This is a genomic window from Amycolatopsis sp. Hca4 (assembly GCF_013364075.1).
Lineage (GTDB): Bacteria > Actinomycetota > Actinomycetes > Mycobacteriales > Pseudonocardiaceae > Amycolatopsis.
On record NZ_CP054925.1, the window covers coordinates 1,985,642 to 2,003,084 of the forward strand.

Sequence of the window (17,443 nt, forward strand, 5' to 3'; positions counted from 1 at the left end):
GGCGTCCCCTTCTCAGGCCACGGCTCCGCCACCTGCTCCCGCTCGGCCGCGCACAGCCCGGATCGCACCGCCTCACTGACTTCGGCGCGGTCCGGCAGCGATCCCTCCGCCGTGTCCGAGCGTGGTGGCGAGCGGTCCGCCGGAGACGAGCGGCGATTCCGATCCCCGGTCCGACCGGCGCCGGCCGCGAACGCCGGACGGACCGACCGTTCACCGAAGCCGAACCTGGAGCTCGCCCGACTTGCCGGTGACCTCCACCTCGAGCTGGTCACCTCGGGACGTGGCGACCAGCCGGTAGGGCACCGGGCGGCCGCCGAACGAGACGCCGGTGACCGTTTTCCCCGGGGGGAGGACGGCCCCGACCGTGACCGCGGCGGTTCCGGTCCACGAGAACCACGTGGTCAGGCTCGCTGGGGTACTCGTCGCGCGGACGGCGAGGGAGCCGGTGCCGAGCCGGATGTCCGAACCCGCGATGCGGTGCTGCCCCTGCGGGATCTGGGGAACGACCGCGATGCGGCCGTGAGGCAGATCGGGGTCGACACCGAGTTGCTGGTGCACGACCGGCCAGAGCACGCCGTAGGTGCCCCACGCCTGGAGGACCATCGAGCGGTCGGTGAACGGACGGTCGATGTTCGCCGTGAAGTCGGGCGACGGGGCCACTTCCGGCATCGCGCCCGGCTTCTCCCAGATCGCCGGGTCGAGCTGGATCCGGGTGTTCGCCGTGGTGTAGCGCTGCTGCTGGGTGCGGCCGAGCCTGCCGTAGTTGCCTTCGGCCACCGCCATGATCGCGGTGTTCAAGGAGTACACGGCCCGCTCGGCCGGTACCGTGGTGACCACCTGGTCGCAGCTGGGGCCGGGGTTGCCACCGGAAGCGCTGGTCGGGCCCGTCCCGGTGTGGTAGAGGCCGAGGTCGCCGCTGTAGCAGTCCTCTTCCCGGCGTTGCAGGGTTTGCTGCGCGTGGCGCCGGGAGGCGAGTTCCCGCGCGCCCGGGAGGGCCGCTTCGAGCGGGGTCAGCCCGATCCAGTGCCGCTGGAAGACGGGCGTGTTGTCGGCACCGAGGGAGTCGCCGTACCCGGCGGCGTCGTCGCCGGCCCACCAGGTCGCGTCGAACCGGCCGCGCAGGTCTTCGAAGCGGGTCTGCGCCCAGCGGGCGGTCGCGCGGTCGCCGCGGCGTTCGGCCATGTCGGCGAGGTCGGCGAGGCCGCGGAGGTAGTAGACGGCGTTGTCCAGCTTTTCCGCGCCCATGCCGGGACGCTCGACGTTGCCCAGCCCCTCGGGCCAGCCGTCGTGATCGGCGTCGAGGTTCGTGGCGATGTACCTCAGCGCGCGGGCGGAGAGGTCGTAGAAGTCGTCGAGGACCCGGTCGTCCCCGCTCCAGCGCCACAGCAACGCCACCACGCTCGGGAACTTCGCGGTCTCGTCGGTGTTGCCCGGGTCGCCGTTGGCACCGAAGTACACGTCACCGGTGGAAACGACTTCGTGCACGATCTTCCCGCTGCGCCGGTTGACCAGGTCGCTGACGTCGCGCAGGGCGCGCAGGTGGTCGCGGACCAGGTCGAAGCGACCGGCCGCCACGGCCGCGAAGGCGGTGTACTCCCCGTCGGTGCCGAACAGCCACGGGTAGTCGGGGAAACCGGCGCCGATCCACCGGGCGGACGGGACGGTACCGGCCGCGGGCGGGTAGGCCGTGCCGGCGGACACGGGCCGGATCTGCAGGTTCCGGGCCTGCTGCACCGAATCCGCGAGGTTGCTCTTGCTCCACTGGACCGCGGCCTGCAGCGCACGGTCACCCGGCAGGTCCACTTGGGTCGGGGCGACCGCGGCCCGTCGTACCGCGAGCTTGTTCGTCCAGGCGGCGGCAGGGGCGGCCAGCGCCGTCCGGGCGGCGTGGGCCGCCTCGGTGGCGCTCGTGGTGGAGCCGGCCACCGCGAACCACAGCGTCGTCGTGCGGTTGGCCGTGACGTCGACCCGGTAGTCGAGAGCGCCTCCGGCCCCCTTGCCGGCACTGCTGTCGTCGCAGCGGTACGGAGCCGTGCCGGTGGCGGGACACAGCACGGGCGGGTCCTGCGGACCCCGGTGCGGCCCCGCCGTGGCGGTCGCCACCGGTGGCCGATCGCCGGCGACGACCGCGCTGTAGTCGTGCGGGCGCGCTCCGGGCGCCGACGACGTCCCGGTGTCGCGGAAGGTCAGCGCCGTTCCGTCCGTGCTCGCGGTGTCGGGCAGGTCCACGGCGGCCGATGACGGTGTGGTCGACGTCCACGGGTAGGCCGGCAGCAGCTCCGAGTGGGCGTCGACCCGGAGATCGACCGTACGGCTGACCGGGCTGCGCAGGCTGAGCGCGATGAGGGTGGTGGCCGATCCGTCGGGTACGAACTGGACGCGCTCCGCCGTCACGCCGCCGGTGGTGCGGTAGCGGAAGCGCTCGTACCCGTCACCACTGGCGTAGCCGACGGCGGTGGCGCCGGTGCCCAGCCACTGGTCCCCCACCCGGAACCAGAGGCCGTCGAGCAGCTTGATCGGCGGCGCCCAGAACCCGCCCATCTCCCCGCGGATGTGGAACCCCGCGGCCGGGTACTGCCCCGACTCGTCGCCGAGCACGTACGCCTGCTCACCGGTGATCAGCGACCGCCGGTCGGCGAGGCGGGTGGTGGTGGTCGGTTCGTCCGCTCCGGACCCCGCCACCAGCAGAGGGCCGGGCGGGCTCGTCCCCGCCGTCGCGGCGGCGGGGACAGCGGTCAGGCAGAGCGGGACGAGTACGGCGAGCACACCGGATCGCGTGCGCAACACGGTTACCTCCAAGGAGTTTCGTCCGGCGCGGCACGGCCGGTCACTTGAGACCGCCCGCGGTGAGGCCGGCGATGATGCGGCGCTGGAAGACGAGCACGAGCACGACGAGCGGCACGGTGACGACGACACCCGCCGCCATCTGGGTGCCGAAGGGCTGGTCGAAGCTGTACGCGCCGGTGAAGCGGGAGATCGCCACGGTCGCGGTCTGCATCGACTTGTCGTTCACCATCGACAGCGCGATGATGAACTCGTTCCACGCGGTCACGAAGGTGATGATCGCCGTGGTGAACACCCCGGGCGCGGCCAGCGGCAGGATGACCCGGCGGAACGCACCGAGCCGGGTGCAGCCGTCGATCATGGCCGCTTCCTCGAGTTCGCCGGGCATCTGCCGGAAGAACGCGTTGAGGTTCCACACCGCCAGCGGCAGGGCGAGTGCCATGCTCGGCACGATCATCGACTGGTAGGTGTTGATCCAGTTGATGTCGGTGAACAGCTTGAGCAGGGGCACGACCAGCGAGATGCCCGGGAACATCGACGTGGCGATGATGATCGCCGCGGCCGCGTTCTTGAACCGGAACCGCAGCCGCGCCAGGCAGTAGGCCGCCGACAGCCCGATGAGCAGGGTGAGGACCGTGGCGACCCCGGCCACCACGAGGCTGTTGAGCAACGCCCGGCCGAACCCGACGTCCACCCCGAACACGGCCGTGAAGTTGGCCACGGACACCGGAACCGGGAAGGGCGTCAGCGAGAACTGGTCGGTCGGCCGCCGCAGCGCGGAGACGACCATCCAGTAGAACGGGGCCAGGCAGTAGGCGAGGATGACCACCAAGCCGCCGTAGCGGAACACGGCGCGGTACTTCATACCGGAACCACCTCGGGAACGGGCTCGTGGGCCGGCGCGGGAGCGGGCCGGCGGCGTCTCCGGCGGGTCCGGTCGCGCGCCTCGCCGATGACGTCGGCGCCCAGCAGTTTCACGAACACGAGTGCGACGGCGGCCACGTACAGGAACAGCACGGTGGCGTAGGCCGCCGCCGGGCCGAACCTCAGGTTGCTGGCCTCGTCCCAGGCCAGCATCGTCAGCGTCTCCACCGACTCCTTGCGGTTGCCGACGAGGACGAACGGCAGGTCGAACATCCGCAGCGAGTCCAGGACGCGGAACAGCACCGCCACCGCGAGGATCGGCCGGATCAGCGGCAGGGTGATCGACCGGAACTGCCGCACCGCTCCGGCGCCGTCCACCCGCGCGGCCTCGTAGACCTCGCGCGGGATCACCTGCAGGCCGGCGAGCACCAGAAGCCCGATGAACGGCGCGGTTTTCCACGTGTCGGCGATGATCACGGCGAACTTCGCCTGCCAGCCTTCGGTGGTCCAGAGCACCTGGTGGCCGATGATCGCGTTCGCGACCCCGTCGGCCTGGAAGATCCACCGCCACAGGATCGCCGAGACCGCCGTGGGAATGGCCCACGGCACCAGGATGCTCGCCCGCACCACGCCACGCCAGCGCAGCGCCTGGTGCATGACCAGCGCCATGGCCACGCCGATGACCACCTCGAGGGTGACGGTGACACCGGTGAACAGCGTCGTGTTGCCGAAGGCGTTCCAGAACCGGGCCGCCGCGGGACCACCGAAGATGCCGGTGTAGTTGTCCAGACCGGCGAACTGGTCGCCCTGAACGACGAAACCGTCGGCGTCGACGGCCTGCCCCGACTGGTAGAGCGACTCCCGCAGGGCCGAAACCAGCGGGTAGCCGACGGCCAGGGCGAGCACCACGAAAGTCGGCGACAGCAGCAGGGCGGCGAGCCGTCCGGCTTCGCTCACCGCCCTGCCCCGCCGCACGGGCGTTGCCGTGCTCACTTGAGCAGGCCCCCGAGCTGGGTCTGCAGCTCCTTCAGCGCGGCCGCGCTGTCCTTGGTGCCGGAGATGGCGGCGTACGCGGCTTCCTGGATCGCCGTCGTCACGTCCCCGTACCGGACGGCTTTCGGCCGCGGCTTCGCGCCGAGGATCGAAGCCTTCAACGTCGGCAGGTACGGGAACTGCTTGAGCAGCTCCGGGTCGTCGTAGAGCTTGGTCCGGGTGGGCGCCTGCGACGTGGCCAGCAGGTTGGACCGTTCCGCCTGCTCGGTGGTGAAGAACTTGATGAAGTCCAGCGCCGTCGCCTTGTGCTCGGCGAACGCCGAGATGGCGAAGTTGTGCCCGCCCAGGCTGGAGACACCCGGACCGGCCGCCCCGGGCAGCGGCGCGACGTCGAACTTGCCCGCCACCGTCGAGGATCCGTCGGTCTTGTTCGCCAGCGCCCACTGGTACGGCCACTGCCGCTGGAAGACCAGCTCGCCGGCCTGGAAGGCCCGGCGGCCCTCTTCTTCCTTGTAAGTGATCGCCTTCTGGGGGATGACGCCGGACTTGAAGCCCTGCACGAGCCGGTCGAGACCGGCTTTGGCCTGCGGCGTGTCCACGGCGGGCTTGCCGGAGTCGTCGACGATCGTTCCGCCGGCCGAGTGCACGGCTTCGTCGAAGTTGACGGTCAGGCCCTCGTACTTCTCGAACTGCCCGGCGTAACAGCCCGCGTTCGCCGCCTCGGGCAGCGCCTTGACCTTCTGGCACGCGGCGGTCAGCTCGTCCCAGGTCTTCGGCGGCGCGACCCCGGCCTTGGCCAGCAAGTCCTTGCGGTAGTAGAGAAGCCCGCCGTCGGAGTACACCGGGACGGCGTACAGCTTGTCCCGGTACTCCGCGGTCTGCACCGCCGGCTTCAGGAAGTTGTCCAGGTCGAACTGGTCACGCGGGAGCTCGACCACCCACCGGTTGGCGGCGAACTCGGGCGTCCACACGACGTCGAGGTTGAGCACGGTGTAGGCGGTGGACTTCACCTGGGCGTTCTGCACCAGCTGCTGCCGCTGGGCGTCCGCCGACTCCGGCAGCTCGACGATCCGCACCTGCTCGCCGGGATGGCCGGAGTTCCACTCCGCCACCAGCTTCTGCATGTTGTTGGAGGTGTCCTTGCCGGTGACGAAGGTGATGTCACCCCGTCCGTCCAGCGCCGGCGCCGCACTGCCGGTGGCCCCCGCCCCGCTGCCGCTTCCGCCGCCGCAGGCGGCGGCGAGTGCCCCCACCGCCGCCATCGCCGCCACCCGCAGTGCGGTCGTTCCCGGTCCAGCCATGCTCGTTGTCTCCCATCACCATTGATGTTCACAAACCCAGCGGGGCGCTGCCCCGGACCACGATCTGCCCGGGCAGCAGGACACCGGCTTCCGCGGCACCGGGCTCGGCGTCCAGCAGGCCGACCAACGTCGTCGCGATCTCGGCGGTCGGCTGGCGAACCGTGGTCAGGCCGTTTTCCACCGATGTCGCCAGCAACGAGTCGTCGAAGCCCGTCACCCAGACGTCGTGGCCGGGCCGCGATCCGCGGCGGCGCACCTCGCCCAGCACCCCGACGGCCAGCAGGTCGGTCGCGGCGACGATCGCCGTCGGCGGCTCCCGGTCGTCCAGCAACTCCGCGGCCGCTCGCGCGGCACCCTCCAGGCTGTCGGAGTCCGCGCGGGCTTCCGGTTCCGGCAGGCCGAGGTCCCGGCACCGGGACCGCCAGCCGTCCCGCCGGTCGCTGCCGGCTCCGCCCGCGTCGGGACTGTCCCAGCCGATGAAGCCGATCCGGTCGTGCCCGGCGTGGTGCAGCCGCGTCACCAGCTCGGCGCAGGCCGCGTGGCCGTCCACGTCGACCCACGACCCGGCCTGCCGCCCGTGCCGCGGCCAGGTCCGGCCGAAGGAGGCGAACCGGATGCCGCGACCCGCGAGCCACGCGTGCCGGGGATCCTCCCCGACGGTGTCGGACAGCACGAACGCGTCGACGGCCTGCTGGGCGACGAGGTCGGCGTAGGTCGCGAGCCCGGCCTCGCCCTCGGGCGCGGTGAACAGCAGCAGGTGCCGCCCCGACGCTTCGACGGCCGCGGTGAGGGCGTGCAGGAACGCGTCCATGTACAGGCTGTGCCCCGAGTGGCGGGACAGGCAGTACCCGATCAGCCCCGCCTGGCGGGTGGCGAGGCTGCGCGCCGTCCGGTTCGGCCGGTAGCCCAGTGCCTCGATCGCCTCCCGCACCCTGCTGCGCGTGGCCGGGTCGACGCGTTCGGGCGCGTTGAGGACGTTCGACACGGTCTGGTGGGACACACCGGCGTGCGCCGCCACCTGCCGCAGCGTCACGTCCTGTCCTCGTCGAACCACTCGTCGTCTCCGCAACTGGTGACACTCGCACGCGAATGCCGTACTCTCCGTAGTTTGACCGGTCAAATCCGGCCGTAACAGTGACTGATGTCACCAGTTCGTGTCAACACCCGCGGAGGAACCGTGACCGGCTCGAGCACGTCGCTGCACAGTCTCATCACCGTGCTGAACGCTCCCTCCGTCGTGTGCTCCCACCCCGACGGGCACCTGTCCGGCCGCGGGGCGTCCGGCTGGTTCAGCCACGACGTCCGCGTGCTCGCGCTCCTGGAGTTCGCGATCGCGGACGTGCCCACCGTCTCCGTCGGGCACGAACTCCAGCGGCCCTCGGCAGCCGTGTTCCACGCCGTCGCGCGCGAGTCGGAGTCCCACTCGCGCGACGCGACGCTGCTGCTGGAGCACCGGCGCCAGGTCCACCCCGCCACCCTCGCCGAACGGCTCACCGTCACCAACTTCGACAGCCGGCGGACCTTGACGATCAGCCTGCGCGTGGCGACCGACTTCGCGGGCATGGACGCGGTCAAGGCCGGCCGGACCCTCGCCGCCGTCCCGCCGGTGGTCGACGACCGGATCCGCTGGCAGGAGGAGCGGGCCTCGGCCGTCCTCCGCACCGAGCCGGCGGGGATCGCCGAGGTCGACGCCGACTCCGTGACCGAGCTGACGTGGCAGCTGGAACTGGGGACGGGCGAATCCTGGCACCTCGACGTCACCGTGGCCGCCACGTTCGGCCCGAGCGAGTTCGACCAGCGGCCCGCGGCCCGCGCTCCACAGTGGACAGTGGGGCCGGACGTGCCGGCCCCGGTCGCGGAAAGCCTCGAGGACCTGCGGGCGCTGCTGCTGGCGGACCCGGACAGCCCGGACGACGTCTACCTCGCCGCCGGCGCCCCCTGGTACCTGACCCTGTTCGGGCGGGACTCGCTGTGGGCGGCCCGGCTCCTGCTGCCGCTCGGCGGGCACCTGGCCGCGGGCACCCTGCGCACCCTCGCCCGCCGCCAAGGCGTCCGGTACGACCCGCACACCGAAGAACAACCCGGCAAGATCCTCCACGAAGTGCGCGCGGCACCGATCGACACCGGCCAGGTGCGGTTGGGTTCCCGCTACTACGGGACGATCGACGCGACCCCGCTCTGGATCTGCCTGCTGCGCGAAGCGTGGCACGCCGGCCTGCCCGCCGAGGAGGTGGAGCGACTGCTCCCCCACCTCCTGGCGGCGATGAGCTGGCTCACCGGAACCGACGCCGACCCCGACGGGGACGGGCTGATCGAGTACCGGCCCTCGGCGGCCGGCGGCCTCACCCACCAGGGGTGGAAGGATTCGCACGACGCCTTCCTGCACGACGACGGCCGTCATCCCCGAGCCCCGCTCGCGCTGTGCGAAGCCCAGGGTTACGCCTACGCAGCCGCGCGAGCCGCCGTCGAACTCGGACAGGCCTTCCGGCGGCCGGAGGTGGCGGAGTGGGCCGGCTGGGCGCACCGGCTCGAGCAGCGCTTCCGAGCGACCTTCTGGACCGAGGACGCATCGGGCAGGTACCCCGCCATCGCTCTCGACGCGGAGAAGAATCCGGTCCACGGCGCGACCTCGAACATGGCGCACCTCCTCGGCACCGGACTGCTCACCGGCGAAGAAGCGGCCCTCGTCGCACACCGGCTCGGCAACCCCGACCTGACGACCCGCTTCGGGCTGCGCACCCTGAGCTCGGCCAGCCCGCTCTACAACCCGTTCAGCTACCACCGTGGATCGATCTGGCCCCACGACACGGCCATCGCCATGACGGGCCTGGCCGCGGAAGGACACCACGACCAGGCCGGCCGGCTGGCGGAGGCCGTCCTGCGCACGGCCGGACACTTCCGCGGCCACGTTCCCGAGCTGTTCGCCCTGCTCGACGATTCCGGCGCACCCCTGGCCTACCCGGCGGCCTGCAAGCCCCAAGCGTGGTCGGCGGCCGCGGTCGTCCGGGCCGAGCAGTACCTCCGCACCCGGTGAACGTCCACCTGGGAGGGCCGGGGATCCCGGGTCAGGCGGACCACTGGCAGTGCAGGTGGGTGTCGTGCCCGGCGTCGCCGGGGCCGAGGACGAGGCTGGCCCCGTTGTTGCGGCAGCTTTGCATGACATCGCGGTAATACGCATTCCCGGAGTCGACGGTGACGCCGTTGATCACGGAAATGTCGAAGGCCCGGCCGTCGTAGTGGGCCGACCCGGCGGTGTGCGATCCGCCGGCGATCTCGCTGATCGACAGCCGGTACGCCGAACCGACGAAGTAGAGGCCCTTGAGCATGGATTCCTTGAGGCAGACCGAACCGCCCGGCGCGGTGCCGTAGCTGCTGCGCTGCGCGGCCAGGCCGGAAGCTGCCTGGTTGATCTCCTTGAGCGCGGTGGCGTTGTCGGCGACTCCGCTTTCGTGGAAGTTCGCGAAGGTCGTGCGCCCCTGGTTGATGACCGACAGTGCGGTGGCCGACGGACACTCCCCGGCCGACGCCACCCCCGGCGCTGCCACGGCCTGGGTCGCGCACAGGCCGGCCGCGACCACCGCGGCGGACACCAGGTGCAACACTGCGTTCTTGAACGAGCGAGTCATGCGTTCTCCCGGAAATTACAGGTAACAGCCCGAAGAGCCGAGGATGGGTGTGGTGTCCACCGTCAGTCCCGAAGCGGGACCGACGACGATCGTGGCGCTGCTGCGGGTGATGGCGCTTTCGCAGGCGGCGGCGCTGGATCCGGTGTAGTAGCCGATCCAGACGTCGACGCGACGCTTGCCGCCGGACCAGTCGCTCTGGCACGCGCCGCAGAGGTCTTCCATGACGAAGTACTTCTTGAGGTACGGGATGTAGACCCGGGTTCCGGCGCTGAGCCAGCGCGGGTCGGACGCCAGGGTGACGGGATTGTCGTAGGTGCCGGTCCCGTTGGCCGTGCCATGTCTCGGTGCCGAGCCGGGGTAGGCGATCGCGCCGCCCGGCGGATCGTTGTCGCCGGCGGCGAACCCGGTCACCGTGGCGGTGTAGTCGGCGGCCGCCGCGACGCCGGTCGTCGGCGACACGAAGCAACGGTGAGCAAGGACAGGATTGCCGTGATTCTCGTTCGCACGAGCACAGCCTGAGCGAAACACGATAGCCGGACAACAGGAGATTCCTTCACGAACCGCACGGCTGTTTACGCCGGCGTAAAGCCTGTTTCGCCGGGCAGGTCGATTCCCGGGTACAAGAGCGGGTTCTTCGCCATGTAGGCGTAGTGCGCCGGGTTGTTCTCCGCCACGCGCCGCCGGTACCGCTCGCGGTAGAGACCGAGCACGGTCGGCGCCAGGGCGGCCACCGCCGGGTCGTCGCGCCACGACAGCGCATAGCGGGACACCGGGCCGCCGAGGAGCCGGCGCGACACGATGCCGGGCTCGCAGCGGTAGCTCGGCGGCCCGATGTCGACCGCTGTGCTGAACGCGTGGATGCCGGCCATGTGCACGCTGTCGTCGACGTCGTGGACCAGACGCGGCCGCACCGGGGAAAGATCGGCGAAGATCCGGACCATCAGTTCGCGCTGGTCGTCGATCGGCGTCAGCCAGTCGTACCGGCACAGCTCCTCCCAGGTGACCACCGGCTGCCCCGCGAGGGGGTGGTGCGCGCCGAAGATGGCCCACACCGGATCGCGGACGATGTCCGCCGAGCCGAACCCGGTCAGGTCCAGCCGGGGCCGGACCCGCGGGCCGTACCAGGTTTCCCAGACCAGGAAGTCCACAGCGCCGCGGCGCAGGTCGGCGAACCCGTCCGCGCAGGCGCGGTAGTAGCGCAGGCGCCAGGGGACGTCACCGGCCACCGCACTGAGCAACGGCACCATGTCTTCGTGCACGGCGCGATACGTGCCGACGGTGTAGCTCTCCGGCCGGTCGGCGGCCGCCGGTGCCGCCAGCCGCCGGTGCGCCGAGGCCCAGACCGCGTCGATCTCGAGAACGGCGGCGAGTGTCGTGTCGCCGGCCGCCGTCAGCGCCACCGACTTCGAATCGCGGTCGAGCAGCTGGGCGCCGAGGGACCGCTCGAGCCGCCGGATGCGTTGCGACACCGACGAAACCGACATCCGCAGCCGGGTCGCGGCGCGGGTGAACGACAGCTCCTCCGCCACCGCGCGGAACACGAGCAGGTTGATCCAGTCCAGTTCGGCGGCGCTGCTCCCGAGCCGCGTCACGGGGTGTACAGGTCCGCGTCCGGCGTGCCCCGATCGACGTCGCGGAGGTAGTAGCCGGTCGTGGGACGGCTGTGGAAGTCGAACGTCGAGCCAGGGCGCAGGCGCCAGATCTTGAACCCGCGGTAGGTGAGCGGTTCGCCGGGCACGGCCCGCTCGGGCCGGTGGTCGGCCAGGACGACGTAGGCGTCCTGGCCGTACAGGGTGGCCAGGCCGGTGCGGTCGAGGAAGAGGGAGCCGCCTTCTTCGACACCGACACCCCACGCGGCACCGTGGGAGGTGAGACCGTCGTTCACCGCCCGGGCGGTGAAGGCCATCAGCCTGCCCATCCGGTCACGGGTGACGAAGTGCGAGTCGTTGATCGTGTCGCCGTAGTCCGGCCACGCGAACATGCCCGTGGTGAAGGTGATGTCCGAGGAGTAGGGGTCAGCGAGCGCGGTCCGGCTGTCGACACTGGCGCCGCATCCGTTGTAGACGATCGAGCTGGTGATGTGCGTCCCGGCGCTCCCTCCGCCCGCACCGCCGCCCTTGGCGACCACGGACCGGACGGAGGCTTGCAGGGCGGTGCCTTTCCAAGCGGCGTAACGGCATTGGTCACCACCGGCGAAGTAGACGAACTCGGCGTTGCGGATGTCGGCGTTGACCCGGCTGTCGTCGCCGTCGGCGGCCCGGGTCAGCACCCAGGTGGTGCAGGAGTTCACCCCGGCCAGCCGGATGACGGCGTCGCATTCGGGGGTGCGGCTGCCGCTCGCCGGGGTGGAACCGGCGAGGACCACGACGTCGAGGGTGCCGCTGCCGCCGCGGATGGTGTCGACGGCTCTGCGCATGCTCGCGTCGACGACCGCGCCGGAGCCGTTCATCGTGAACGCCGGGCCGGACCAGTCCGGCCGGGTGACGTCGGTCGAGCTGCCGGCGCGGAACCGCGTGACCGAAGCTTGCGCGACGGCGGTCCCGGAGACGGCCAGCAGCATGCAAGCGGCCAAGACGGTGAGGCGACGAGCCATGTGCCCTCCCAGGTCCGGTGAAGAAACAAATATTACATCTAGCCTCATGTTGACGGAAGATGTAAGTTGCGTTTCACCTTCGACCGGCCATCACCGGCCCCCGCCCCACTTCTCGGGAAGGCTCGACCGTGCTCGTGAAACCTTCTGCCCACCCCGGCCCGCTCGCCGCCGTGGCCGCCGCCTGCCTCGTGACCACCCTGACCGGCTGCAGCCCGTCCTCCACCGCAGCGCCCGCCCAGCAGACCGTCGCCGTCGCCGGGGTGACCATCAGCGCGGCCGCGGACCTGCACGACGCGCTCCCGGCCGCGATCCGCGACACCGGGACCGTCCGGGTGGCCTCGGACGTCCCCTACGCGCCCTTCGAGATGTTCGTCAAAGAGGGACAGCCGGAGCTGACCGGCCTCGACTACGACCTCGGCCAGGCCCTCGGCGGCAAACTCGGAGTCAAGTTCGCCTTCACGCCGCAGAAGTTCGACGGGATCGTCCCGGCGATCCAGGCCGGCAAGTACGACGTCGTCATGTCGGCCATCACCGACACGAAGAAGCGGCAGCAGGTCCTCGACTTCGTCGACTACTCGGTCTCCGGCTCGGGCATCCTCGTCGCGAAGGGCAATCCGCAGAAGATCGGCTCCCTGGGTGACCTGTGCGGCAAGGCCGTCGCGGTCCAGGTCGCGACCCACCAGCTCGACCTGCTGACCGCGCAGCAGGCGAAGTGTCCCGCGCCGATCTCGATCCAGACGTTCCCGAAGGACTCCGACGCCCAGCTGGCCCTCCGCTCGGGCAAGGTGGCCGCGGAGGTCCTGACCAAGCCGGCCGCCGGCTGGACGGCCAAGACGGCCGACGGCGGTTCGGCGTTCGAGTCGGTCCAGGACCCCGCCGCCGACGGCGGTTACGACGCGACACCCAACGGGATCGGGGTGTCCAAGCGGCTGCCCGAGCTGACCGACGCGATCCAGAAAGCGCTTCAGGCACTGATCGACGACGGCACGCTCAAGAAGATCTGCGCCGCCTACGGCGTCGAGTCCATCGCCGTGCCCAAGGCGACCCGCAACGCCGGGGCGGCCTGAGATGACCGTCCACACCGAACCGGAGGCGACGACCGGCCGGACACCGCCGGCCGAGCTGACCACCGTCCCCTTGCGACACTGGGGCCGGCTGGTCTCCGCGGCGATCGCGCTCACCGCCCTGATCGGACTGATCGGCTCCCTGGCGAAGAACCCGAACGTGCACTGGGACATCGTCGGGCAGTACCTCTTCGACGGCCTGGTCTTCCGCGGGCTCGCCACCACGCTCTGGCTCACCGCCGCCGCGATGGCGCTCGGCCTGGCGCTGGGCACGGTGATCGCCGTGCTCCGGCTGTCGCACAACCCCGTGCTCAGCAGCCTCGGCAGTCTCTTCGTCTGGTTCTTCCGCGGCACGCCGCTGCTGGTCCAGATCATCTTCTGGGGCTACGCCGGCGCGCTCTACCAGCGCATCATGATCGGCATCCCGTTCACCCACGTGACGTTCTTGAGCGTGGACACCAACTCCGTGCTGACCCCGGCCGTCGCCGCGCTCCTCGCGCTCGGGCTGAACGAAGCGGCCTACTGCAGCGAAATCGTGCGGGCGGGCATCCAGTCCGTCGACGTCGGCCAGGCCGAGGCCGCGCACTCCCTGGGCATGCCACCGGGCCTGACCCTGCGGCGGATCGTGCTGCCCCAGGCGATGCGCGTGATCATCCCGCCGATGGGCAACGAAGTGATCAACATGCTGAAGATGACGGCACTGGTCTCGATCATCTCCGCCCACGACCTGATGTCGAACATCCAGGACGTCTACGCCCAGAACTACCAGGTCATCCCGATGCTGGTGGTGGCGGGCGCGTGGTACCTGGCGCTGGTCACCCTGCTGGCCGGGCCGCAGTCGTGGCTGGAACGGCGGTTCGGCCGCGGCACCACGACCGCCGGACCGGGCCCCGCGGCCCGGCTGTTCGCCGGCGGGCTGTCCCGCCGGCTCTCGCGAAAGGAAGACCGATGAGCCCGGCCATGGTCAGCGCCCACGGGGTGCGCAAGCGGTTCGGCCGGCTCGAGGTGCTGCGCGGGATCGACCTGCAGGTCGAAGCCGGGCAGGTGTGCTGCCTGCTGGGCCCGTCCGGCTCCGGCAAGTCGACGCTGCTGCGGTGCATGAACCACCTCGAAAAGATCGACGGCGGGCACCTGTCGATCGACGGCGGGTTCGTCGGCTACCGGCAGCAGGGGACGAAGCTGCTGGAGCTGACCGAGCGGGAGGTCGCCCGCCGCCGCCGCGAGATCGGCATGGTGTTCCAGCGGTTCAACCTCTTCGGGCACCTCACCGCCGAAGAGAACGTCATGGAGGCCCCGGTCCGCGTCGGCGGCCTGACGAAGGCCGCCGCGCGCGAGCGCGCCCGGGAACTGCTCGACCGGGTCGGCCTGGCCGACCGGGCCGGTCACTACCCGGCCCAGCTCTCCGGTGGCCAGCAGCAGCGGGTGGCCATCGCCCGCGCGCTGGCCATGCGGCCCAAGCTGATGCTGTTCGACGAACCGACCTCGGCGCTCGACCCCGAGCTGGTCGGCGACGTGCTGGACGTCATGCGCGGGCTGGCGGCCGGCGGGATGACGATGGTCGTCGTGACCCACGAGATCGGCTTCGCGCGGGAGGTCGCCGACAAGGCGGTGTTCATGGACGAGGGCGTCGTGGTCGAAGAGGGTGATCCGCGGCAGGTGCTGGTCCGGCCGAGCCAGGCGCGGACCCGCGAGTTCCTGGCGAAGGTCCTGTGAGCCTCCGGACCGACCTGGCGCACCCGCTCCGGCGCGCCGCGGTCGAAAGCCTGCCGGGCTACCTGAGCGAACTCGCCGGGCTCGTCGCACTGGACTCCGGCTCGGACGACCCCGACGGCGTGAACGCGGTGGCCTCCCGGGTGACGCACCTGCTGCGGCGGCAGGGGTTCGCGGTCGAGCGGGTGCCGCTGGACGGGCGGGGCGACGCGGTCATCGGCCGGCTGGCCGGCCGGACACCCCGGTCCCGCGGCGGACGGCGCATCCTGCTCGCCGGGCACCTGGACACCGTCTTCGACCGCGGCACCGCCGCCGCCCGTCCGTTCTCCACCGACGGCAAGCGTGCCTACGGACCGGGCGTCAGCGACGACAAAGGCGGGCTGCTCGCCGGGCTGACCGCCACGGAGCTGCTGCTCGGCACGGGTTTCCGGGACTTCGCCGAGCTGGTCTTCCTGGCCACCCCGGACGAAGAGGCCGGCTCGCCCATGAGCCGGCCGGTCACCGAGGCACTGGCCGGAACCGCGGACCTGGCCCTAGCGCTGGAGTGCGCCCGGGAGAACGGCGACCTGGTCATCGCCCGCAAGGGCGTCGCCGACTTCCACGTCCGGATCACCGGACGGGCCGCCCACGCCGGGATCGAGCCGGAGCGCGGGGCCAACGCCGCGCTGGCGGCGGCGAACCTCGTGCTCGAACTCCAGGCGCTGAACGGACGGCGGCAAGGGGTGACGGTCAACGTCGGCACGATCCGGGCCGGCACCCGGACGAACATCGTCTCCGCCGAAGCGTGCCTCGAGCTCGAGGTGCGCTCGCCGACCCGGGACGGCATGGAGTGGGCCGCGAAGAGCATCCACGAACACGCCGGGCACCTCGCCGTCGAAGGCACCGCCGCCGTGGTCACCCAGCTCGACGACTGCCCGGTCATGGAAGACGGCCCCGGCGCCCGGGTGCTGCTCGCCCGCGCCCGCGCCATCGGCGCCCGGCTCGGCTTCGCCGTCGACGCGGCCGCGACGGGTGGGGTGGGGGACGCCAACTTCATCGCCGGTCAGGGCGTGCCCGTCCTCGACGGGCTCGGTCCCATCGGCGGTGCGGACCACACCCCCGGCGAGTGGCTCGACGTCACCTCCGTGCCGGACCGCGTCGCCCTGCTCGCCACGCTCATCGCCACCTGCGGCACCCTCGATGCCCGGAAGGACCTCTGATGCCCGGACGCCCGGCTCGCGCCATCATCGTGACGATCCTGCTCCTGCTTTCCTCGTGGACGTCCGCGCACGCGACGACGGCCGCGCGAGGGTCCTTGGTGCTCGTCGGCGGCGCGCTCGCCGAAGACAACGACGCCGTCTTCGACGAGGTCATCGCGCGGGCAGGCGGCCCACGGGCCCGGATCGGGATCATCACCGCAGCCTCCCTCCCGGCCAGCCAGGACCCCGACGCCGACGACCCCGAGAAGTGCTCCAACTCCGTGTGCAACGGCGCGTACTACGCCGGGCTGTTCACCCAGCACGGTGCCGCCGCGGAGTGGATCCCGGTCGACCTGGACCACGTGGCCGCGGCGGAATCCGACGCGGTCGCCGCGCGGGTCCGGGGTATGAGCGGCTTCTTCTTCGGCGGCGGCGACCAGTACCGCTACGTGACGACGCTGCTGCGCGGGGACCGGCACACCGACAGCTTGGTGCTGGCCGCCATCCGGGCGAAGTTCCGCACGGGCGCGGTGATCTCGGGATCCAGTGCGGGCGCCCAGATCGCGTCCGGCCCCGACATGGTCACCGGCGGCGACTCCTACGAGGGCCTGCGCGACGGCAGCAGGCCCGGCTACTTCGAGGACCCCTCGGTGCTCGGTTACCTCCCGGCCGGCGGATTCGGCCTGCTCACGTCCGGCCTGCTGGACACCCACACCGGCGTCGACGGCCGCGAAGGCCGGTCCCTGCGGCTGGCCGCCGACACCGGGCACGACCGCGTCTACGCCCTCGACGAAAACACGGCGGTGGTGGTCGACCGCCCCGGCAGCCCGGCCGAAACGCTCCGGGTGCTCGGCGAACACGGCGTGACGGTCCTCGACCTGCGCCGCAGCCACGTGACCACCGGGAGTTGCGGCTGGTCCGTCCACGACGTCCGGTACGACTACCTCACCGACGGTGCCCGGTACATCCCGGCGGCCCGGCTGGCCGTTCCGCCGGCCGGTGCCCGGCCCGCCACGCCGGTGGACCGGTCCCCGGTCCCGGAGAACGACGACGTCTTCCATTCGCCGCGGAACGCGGCCGGCACGCCCTATTCGCTCCTGCGCACCGCCGTCGCACTGGCGGGCAGTGCGGTCGCCCGCACGACGACCGCGCACACCTTCGAGACCGCGCCGCGGTTCGACGTCCGGCTCAGGAAGACCGCGGCCACCCGGACGTGGACGAAGCCCGCGGTCCCGGGCAGTGTCCTGGACTTGCGGCTCGACGTCGGGCCGACGGCGTGCACGGCGCCCGTCCGTTAGGTTGTCGGCGGGGCGATCCCGCCGCCCCGGCA

Annotated in this window: 15 protein-coding genes; 6 read left to right on the top strand and 9 right to left on the bottom strand. The window is 71.5% G+C overall.

From position 1 onward, the window contains the following. Window positions 1-210: 210 nt before the first annotated feature. From HUT10_RS08690 to HUT10_RS08710, 5 genes are read right to left on the bottom strand one after another with little or no spacing between them, the layout of a single operon-like run. On the bottom strand, window positions 211-2,787 hold the full coding sequence (locus tag HUT10_RS08690; protein WP_217709561.1) for a hypothetical protein: 2,577 nt from the start codon (window positions 2,785-2,787) through the stop codon (window positions 211-213). Between the two features lie 40 nt (window positions 2,788-2,827). Next, window positions 2,828-3,649 (bottom strand): carbohydrate ABC transporter permease, encoded by an 822-nt coding sequence (locus tag HUT10_RS08695; protein ID WP_176170703.1) that lies wholly within the window; start codon window positions 3,647-3,649, stop codon window positions 2,828-2,830. Further along, entirely contained in the window at window positions 3,646-4,605 is a 960-nt protein-coding gene (locus HUT10_RS08700) for a carbohydrate ABC transporter permease (RefSeq protein WP_254896765.1), read from the bottom strand. Before HUT10_RS08700 ends, HUT10_RS08695 begins: the two co-directional genes overlap by 4 nt. A gap of 32 nt (window positions 4,606-4,637) precedes the next feature. Next, window positions 4,638-5,942, bottom strand: coding sequence for an ABC transporter substrate-binding protein (locus HUT10_RS08705; protein ID WP_176170705.1), 1,305 nt, complete (start codon window positions 5,940-5,942; stop codon window positions 4,638-4,640). A 28-nt stretch (window positions 5,943-5,970) separates the two neighbouring features. Beyond that, entirely contained in the window at window positions 5,971-6,975 is a 1,005-nt protein-coding gene (locus HUT10_RS08710) for a LacI family DNA-binding transcriptional regulator (RefSeq protein ID WP_176170706.1), read from the bottom strand. Window positions 6,976-7,119: 144 nt separating this feature from the next. On the opposite strand from HUT10_RS08710, the gene HUT10_RS08715 reads away from it, so the two are divergent. After that, the gene (locus HUT10_RS08715) at window positions 7,120-8,976 is read left to right on the top strand and encodes a glycogen debranching N-terminal domain-containing protein (RefSeq protein ID WP_176170707.1); all 1,857 of its coding nucleotides are present in this window, start codon (window positions 7,120-7,122) and stop codon (window positions 8,974-8,976) included. A gap of 31 nt (window positions 8,977-9,007) precedes the next feature. Here HUT10_RS08715 and HUT10_RS08720 read toward each other — a convergent pair whose 3' ends face one another. The 4 genes from HUT10_RS08720 to HUT10_RS08735 all read right to left on the bottom strand — a co-directional run bounded on the left by HUT10_RS08720 (window position 9,008) and on the right by HUT10_RS08735 (window position 12,161). Beyond that, window positions 9,008-9,568: a hypothetical protein gene (locus HUT10_RS08720; protein ID WP_176170708.1), complete on the bottom strand. Its 561-nt coding sequence runs from the start codon at window positions 9,566-9,568 to the stop codon at window positions 9,008-9,010. 15 nt (window positions 9,569-9,583) lie between these two features. After that, window positions 9,584-10,027, bottom strand: a complete 444-nt coding sequence (locus tag HUT10_RS08725) for a hypothetical protein (RefSeq protein ID WP_176170709.1) — start codon at window positions 10,025-10,027, stop codon at window positions 9,584-9,586. Between the two features lie 113 nt (window positions 10,028-10,140). Next, window positions 10,141-11,160 carry a LysR family transcriptional regulator gene (locus HUT10_RS08730; protein WP_176170710.1) on the bottom strand — a complete coding sequence of 340 codons (1,020 nt, stop codon included), beginning with the start codon at window positions 11,158-11,160 and terminating at the stop codon, window positions 10,141-10,143. Further along, window positions 11,157-12,161, bottom strand: a complete 1,005-nt coding sequence (locus tag HUT10_RS08735) for a cyanophycinase (protein WP_176170711.1) — start codon at window positions 12,159-12,161, stop codon at window positions 11,157-11,159. The genes HUT10_RS08730 and HUT10_RS08735 overlap by 4 nt, the downstream gene beginning before the upstream one ends. 134 nt (window positions 12,162-12,295) lie before the next feature. Between HUT10_RS08735 and HUT10_RS08740 the strand changes: the two genes are divergently transcribed. The 5 genes from HUT10_RS08740 to HUT10_RS08760 are packed head-to-tail and all read left to right on the top strand — an operon-like array spanning window position 12,296 to window position 17,411. Beyond that, window positions 12,296-13,228: an ABC transporter substrate-binding protein gene (locus HUT10_RS08740; RefSeq protein WP_217709562.1), complete on the top strand. Its 933-nt coding sequence runs from the start codon at window positions 12,296-12,298 to the stop codon at window positions 13,226-13,228. Window position 13,229: 1 nt separating this feature from the next. Beyond that, window positions 13,230-14,177, top strand: coding sequence for an amino acid ABC transporter permease (locus tag HUT10_RS08745; RefSeq protein ID WP_176170712.1), 948 nt, complete (start codon window positions 13,230-13,232; stop codon window positions 14,175-14,177). Further along, entirely contained in the window at window positions 14,174-14,938 is a 765-nt protein-coding gene (locus HUT10_RS08750) for an amino acid ABC transporter ATP-binding protein (RefSeq protein WP_303246949.1), read from the top strand. The genes HUT10_RS08745 and HUT10_RS08750 overlap by 4 nt, the downstream gene beginning before the upstream one ends. Next, entirely contained in the window at window positions 14,935-16,134 is a 1,200-nt protein-coding gene (locus HUT10_RS08755; protein ID WP_176170713.1) for a M20 family metallopeptidase, read from the top strand. The genes HUT10_RS08750 and HUT10_RS08755 overlap by 4 nt, the downstream gene beginning before the upstream one ends. Beyond that, complete coding sequence (locus HUT10_RS08760; RefSeq protein WP_176170714.1) at window positions 16,134-17,411, top strand: cyanophycinase; 1,278 nt, start codon at window positions 16,134-16,136, stop codon at window positions 17,409-17,411. The genes HUT10_RS08755 and HUT10_RS08760 overlap by 1 nt, the downstream gene beginning before the upstream one ends. Window positions 17,412-17,443 lie beyond the last annotated feature (32 nt).

Bases quoted from the DNA above. Each gene is read 5' to 3' on its own strand.
- HUT10_RS08695 (WP_176170703.1), bottom strand. From the start codon at position 3,649: ATGAAGTACCGCGCCGTGTTCCGCTACGGCGGCTTGGTGGTCATCCTC.
- HUT10_RS08760 (WP_176170714.1), top strand. From the start codon at position 16,134: ATGCCCGGACGCCCGGCTCGCGCCATCATCGTGACGATCCTGCTCCTG.
- HUT10_RS08735 (WP_176170711.1), bottom strand. From the start codon at position 12,161: ATGGCTCGTCGCCTCACCGTCTTGGCCGCTTGCATGCTGCTGGCCGTC.
- HUT10_RS08750 (WP_303246949.1), top strand. From the start codon at position 14,174: ATGAGCCCGGCCATGGTCAGCGCCCACGGGGTGCGCAAGCGGTTCGGC.
- HUT10_RS08705 (WP_176170705.1), bottom strand. From the start codon at position 5,942: ATGGCTGGACCGGGAACGACCGCACTGCGGGTGGCGGCGATGGCGGCG.
- HUT10_RS08720 (WP_176170708.1), bottom strand. From the start codon at position 9,568: ATGACTCGCTCGTTCAAGAACGCAGTGTTGCACCTGGTGTCCGCCGCG.
- HUT10_RS08745 (WP_176170712.1), top strand. From the start codon at position 13,230: ATGACCGTCCACACCGAACCGGAGGCGACGACCGGCCGGACACCGCCG.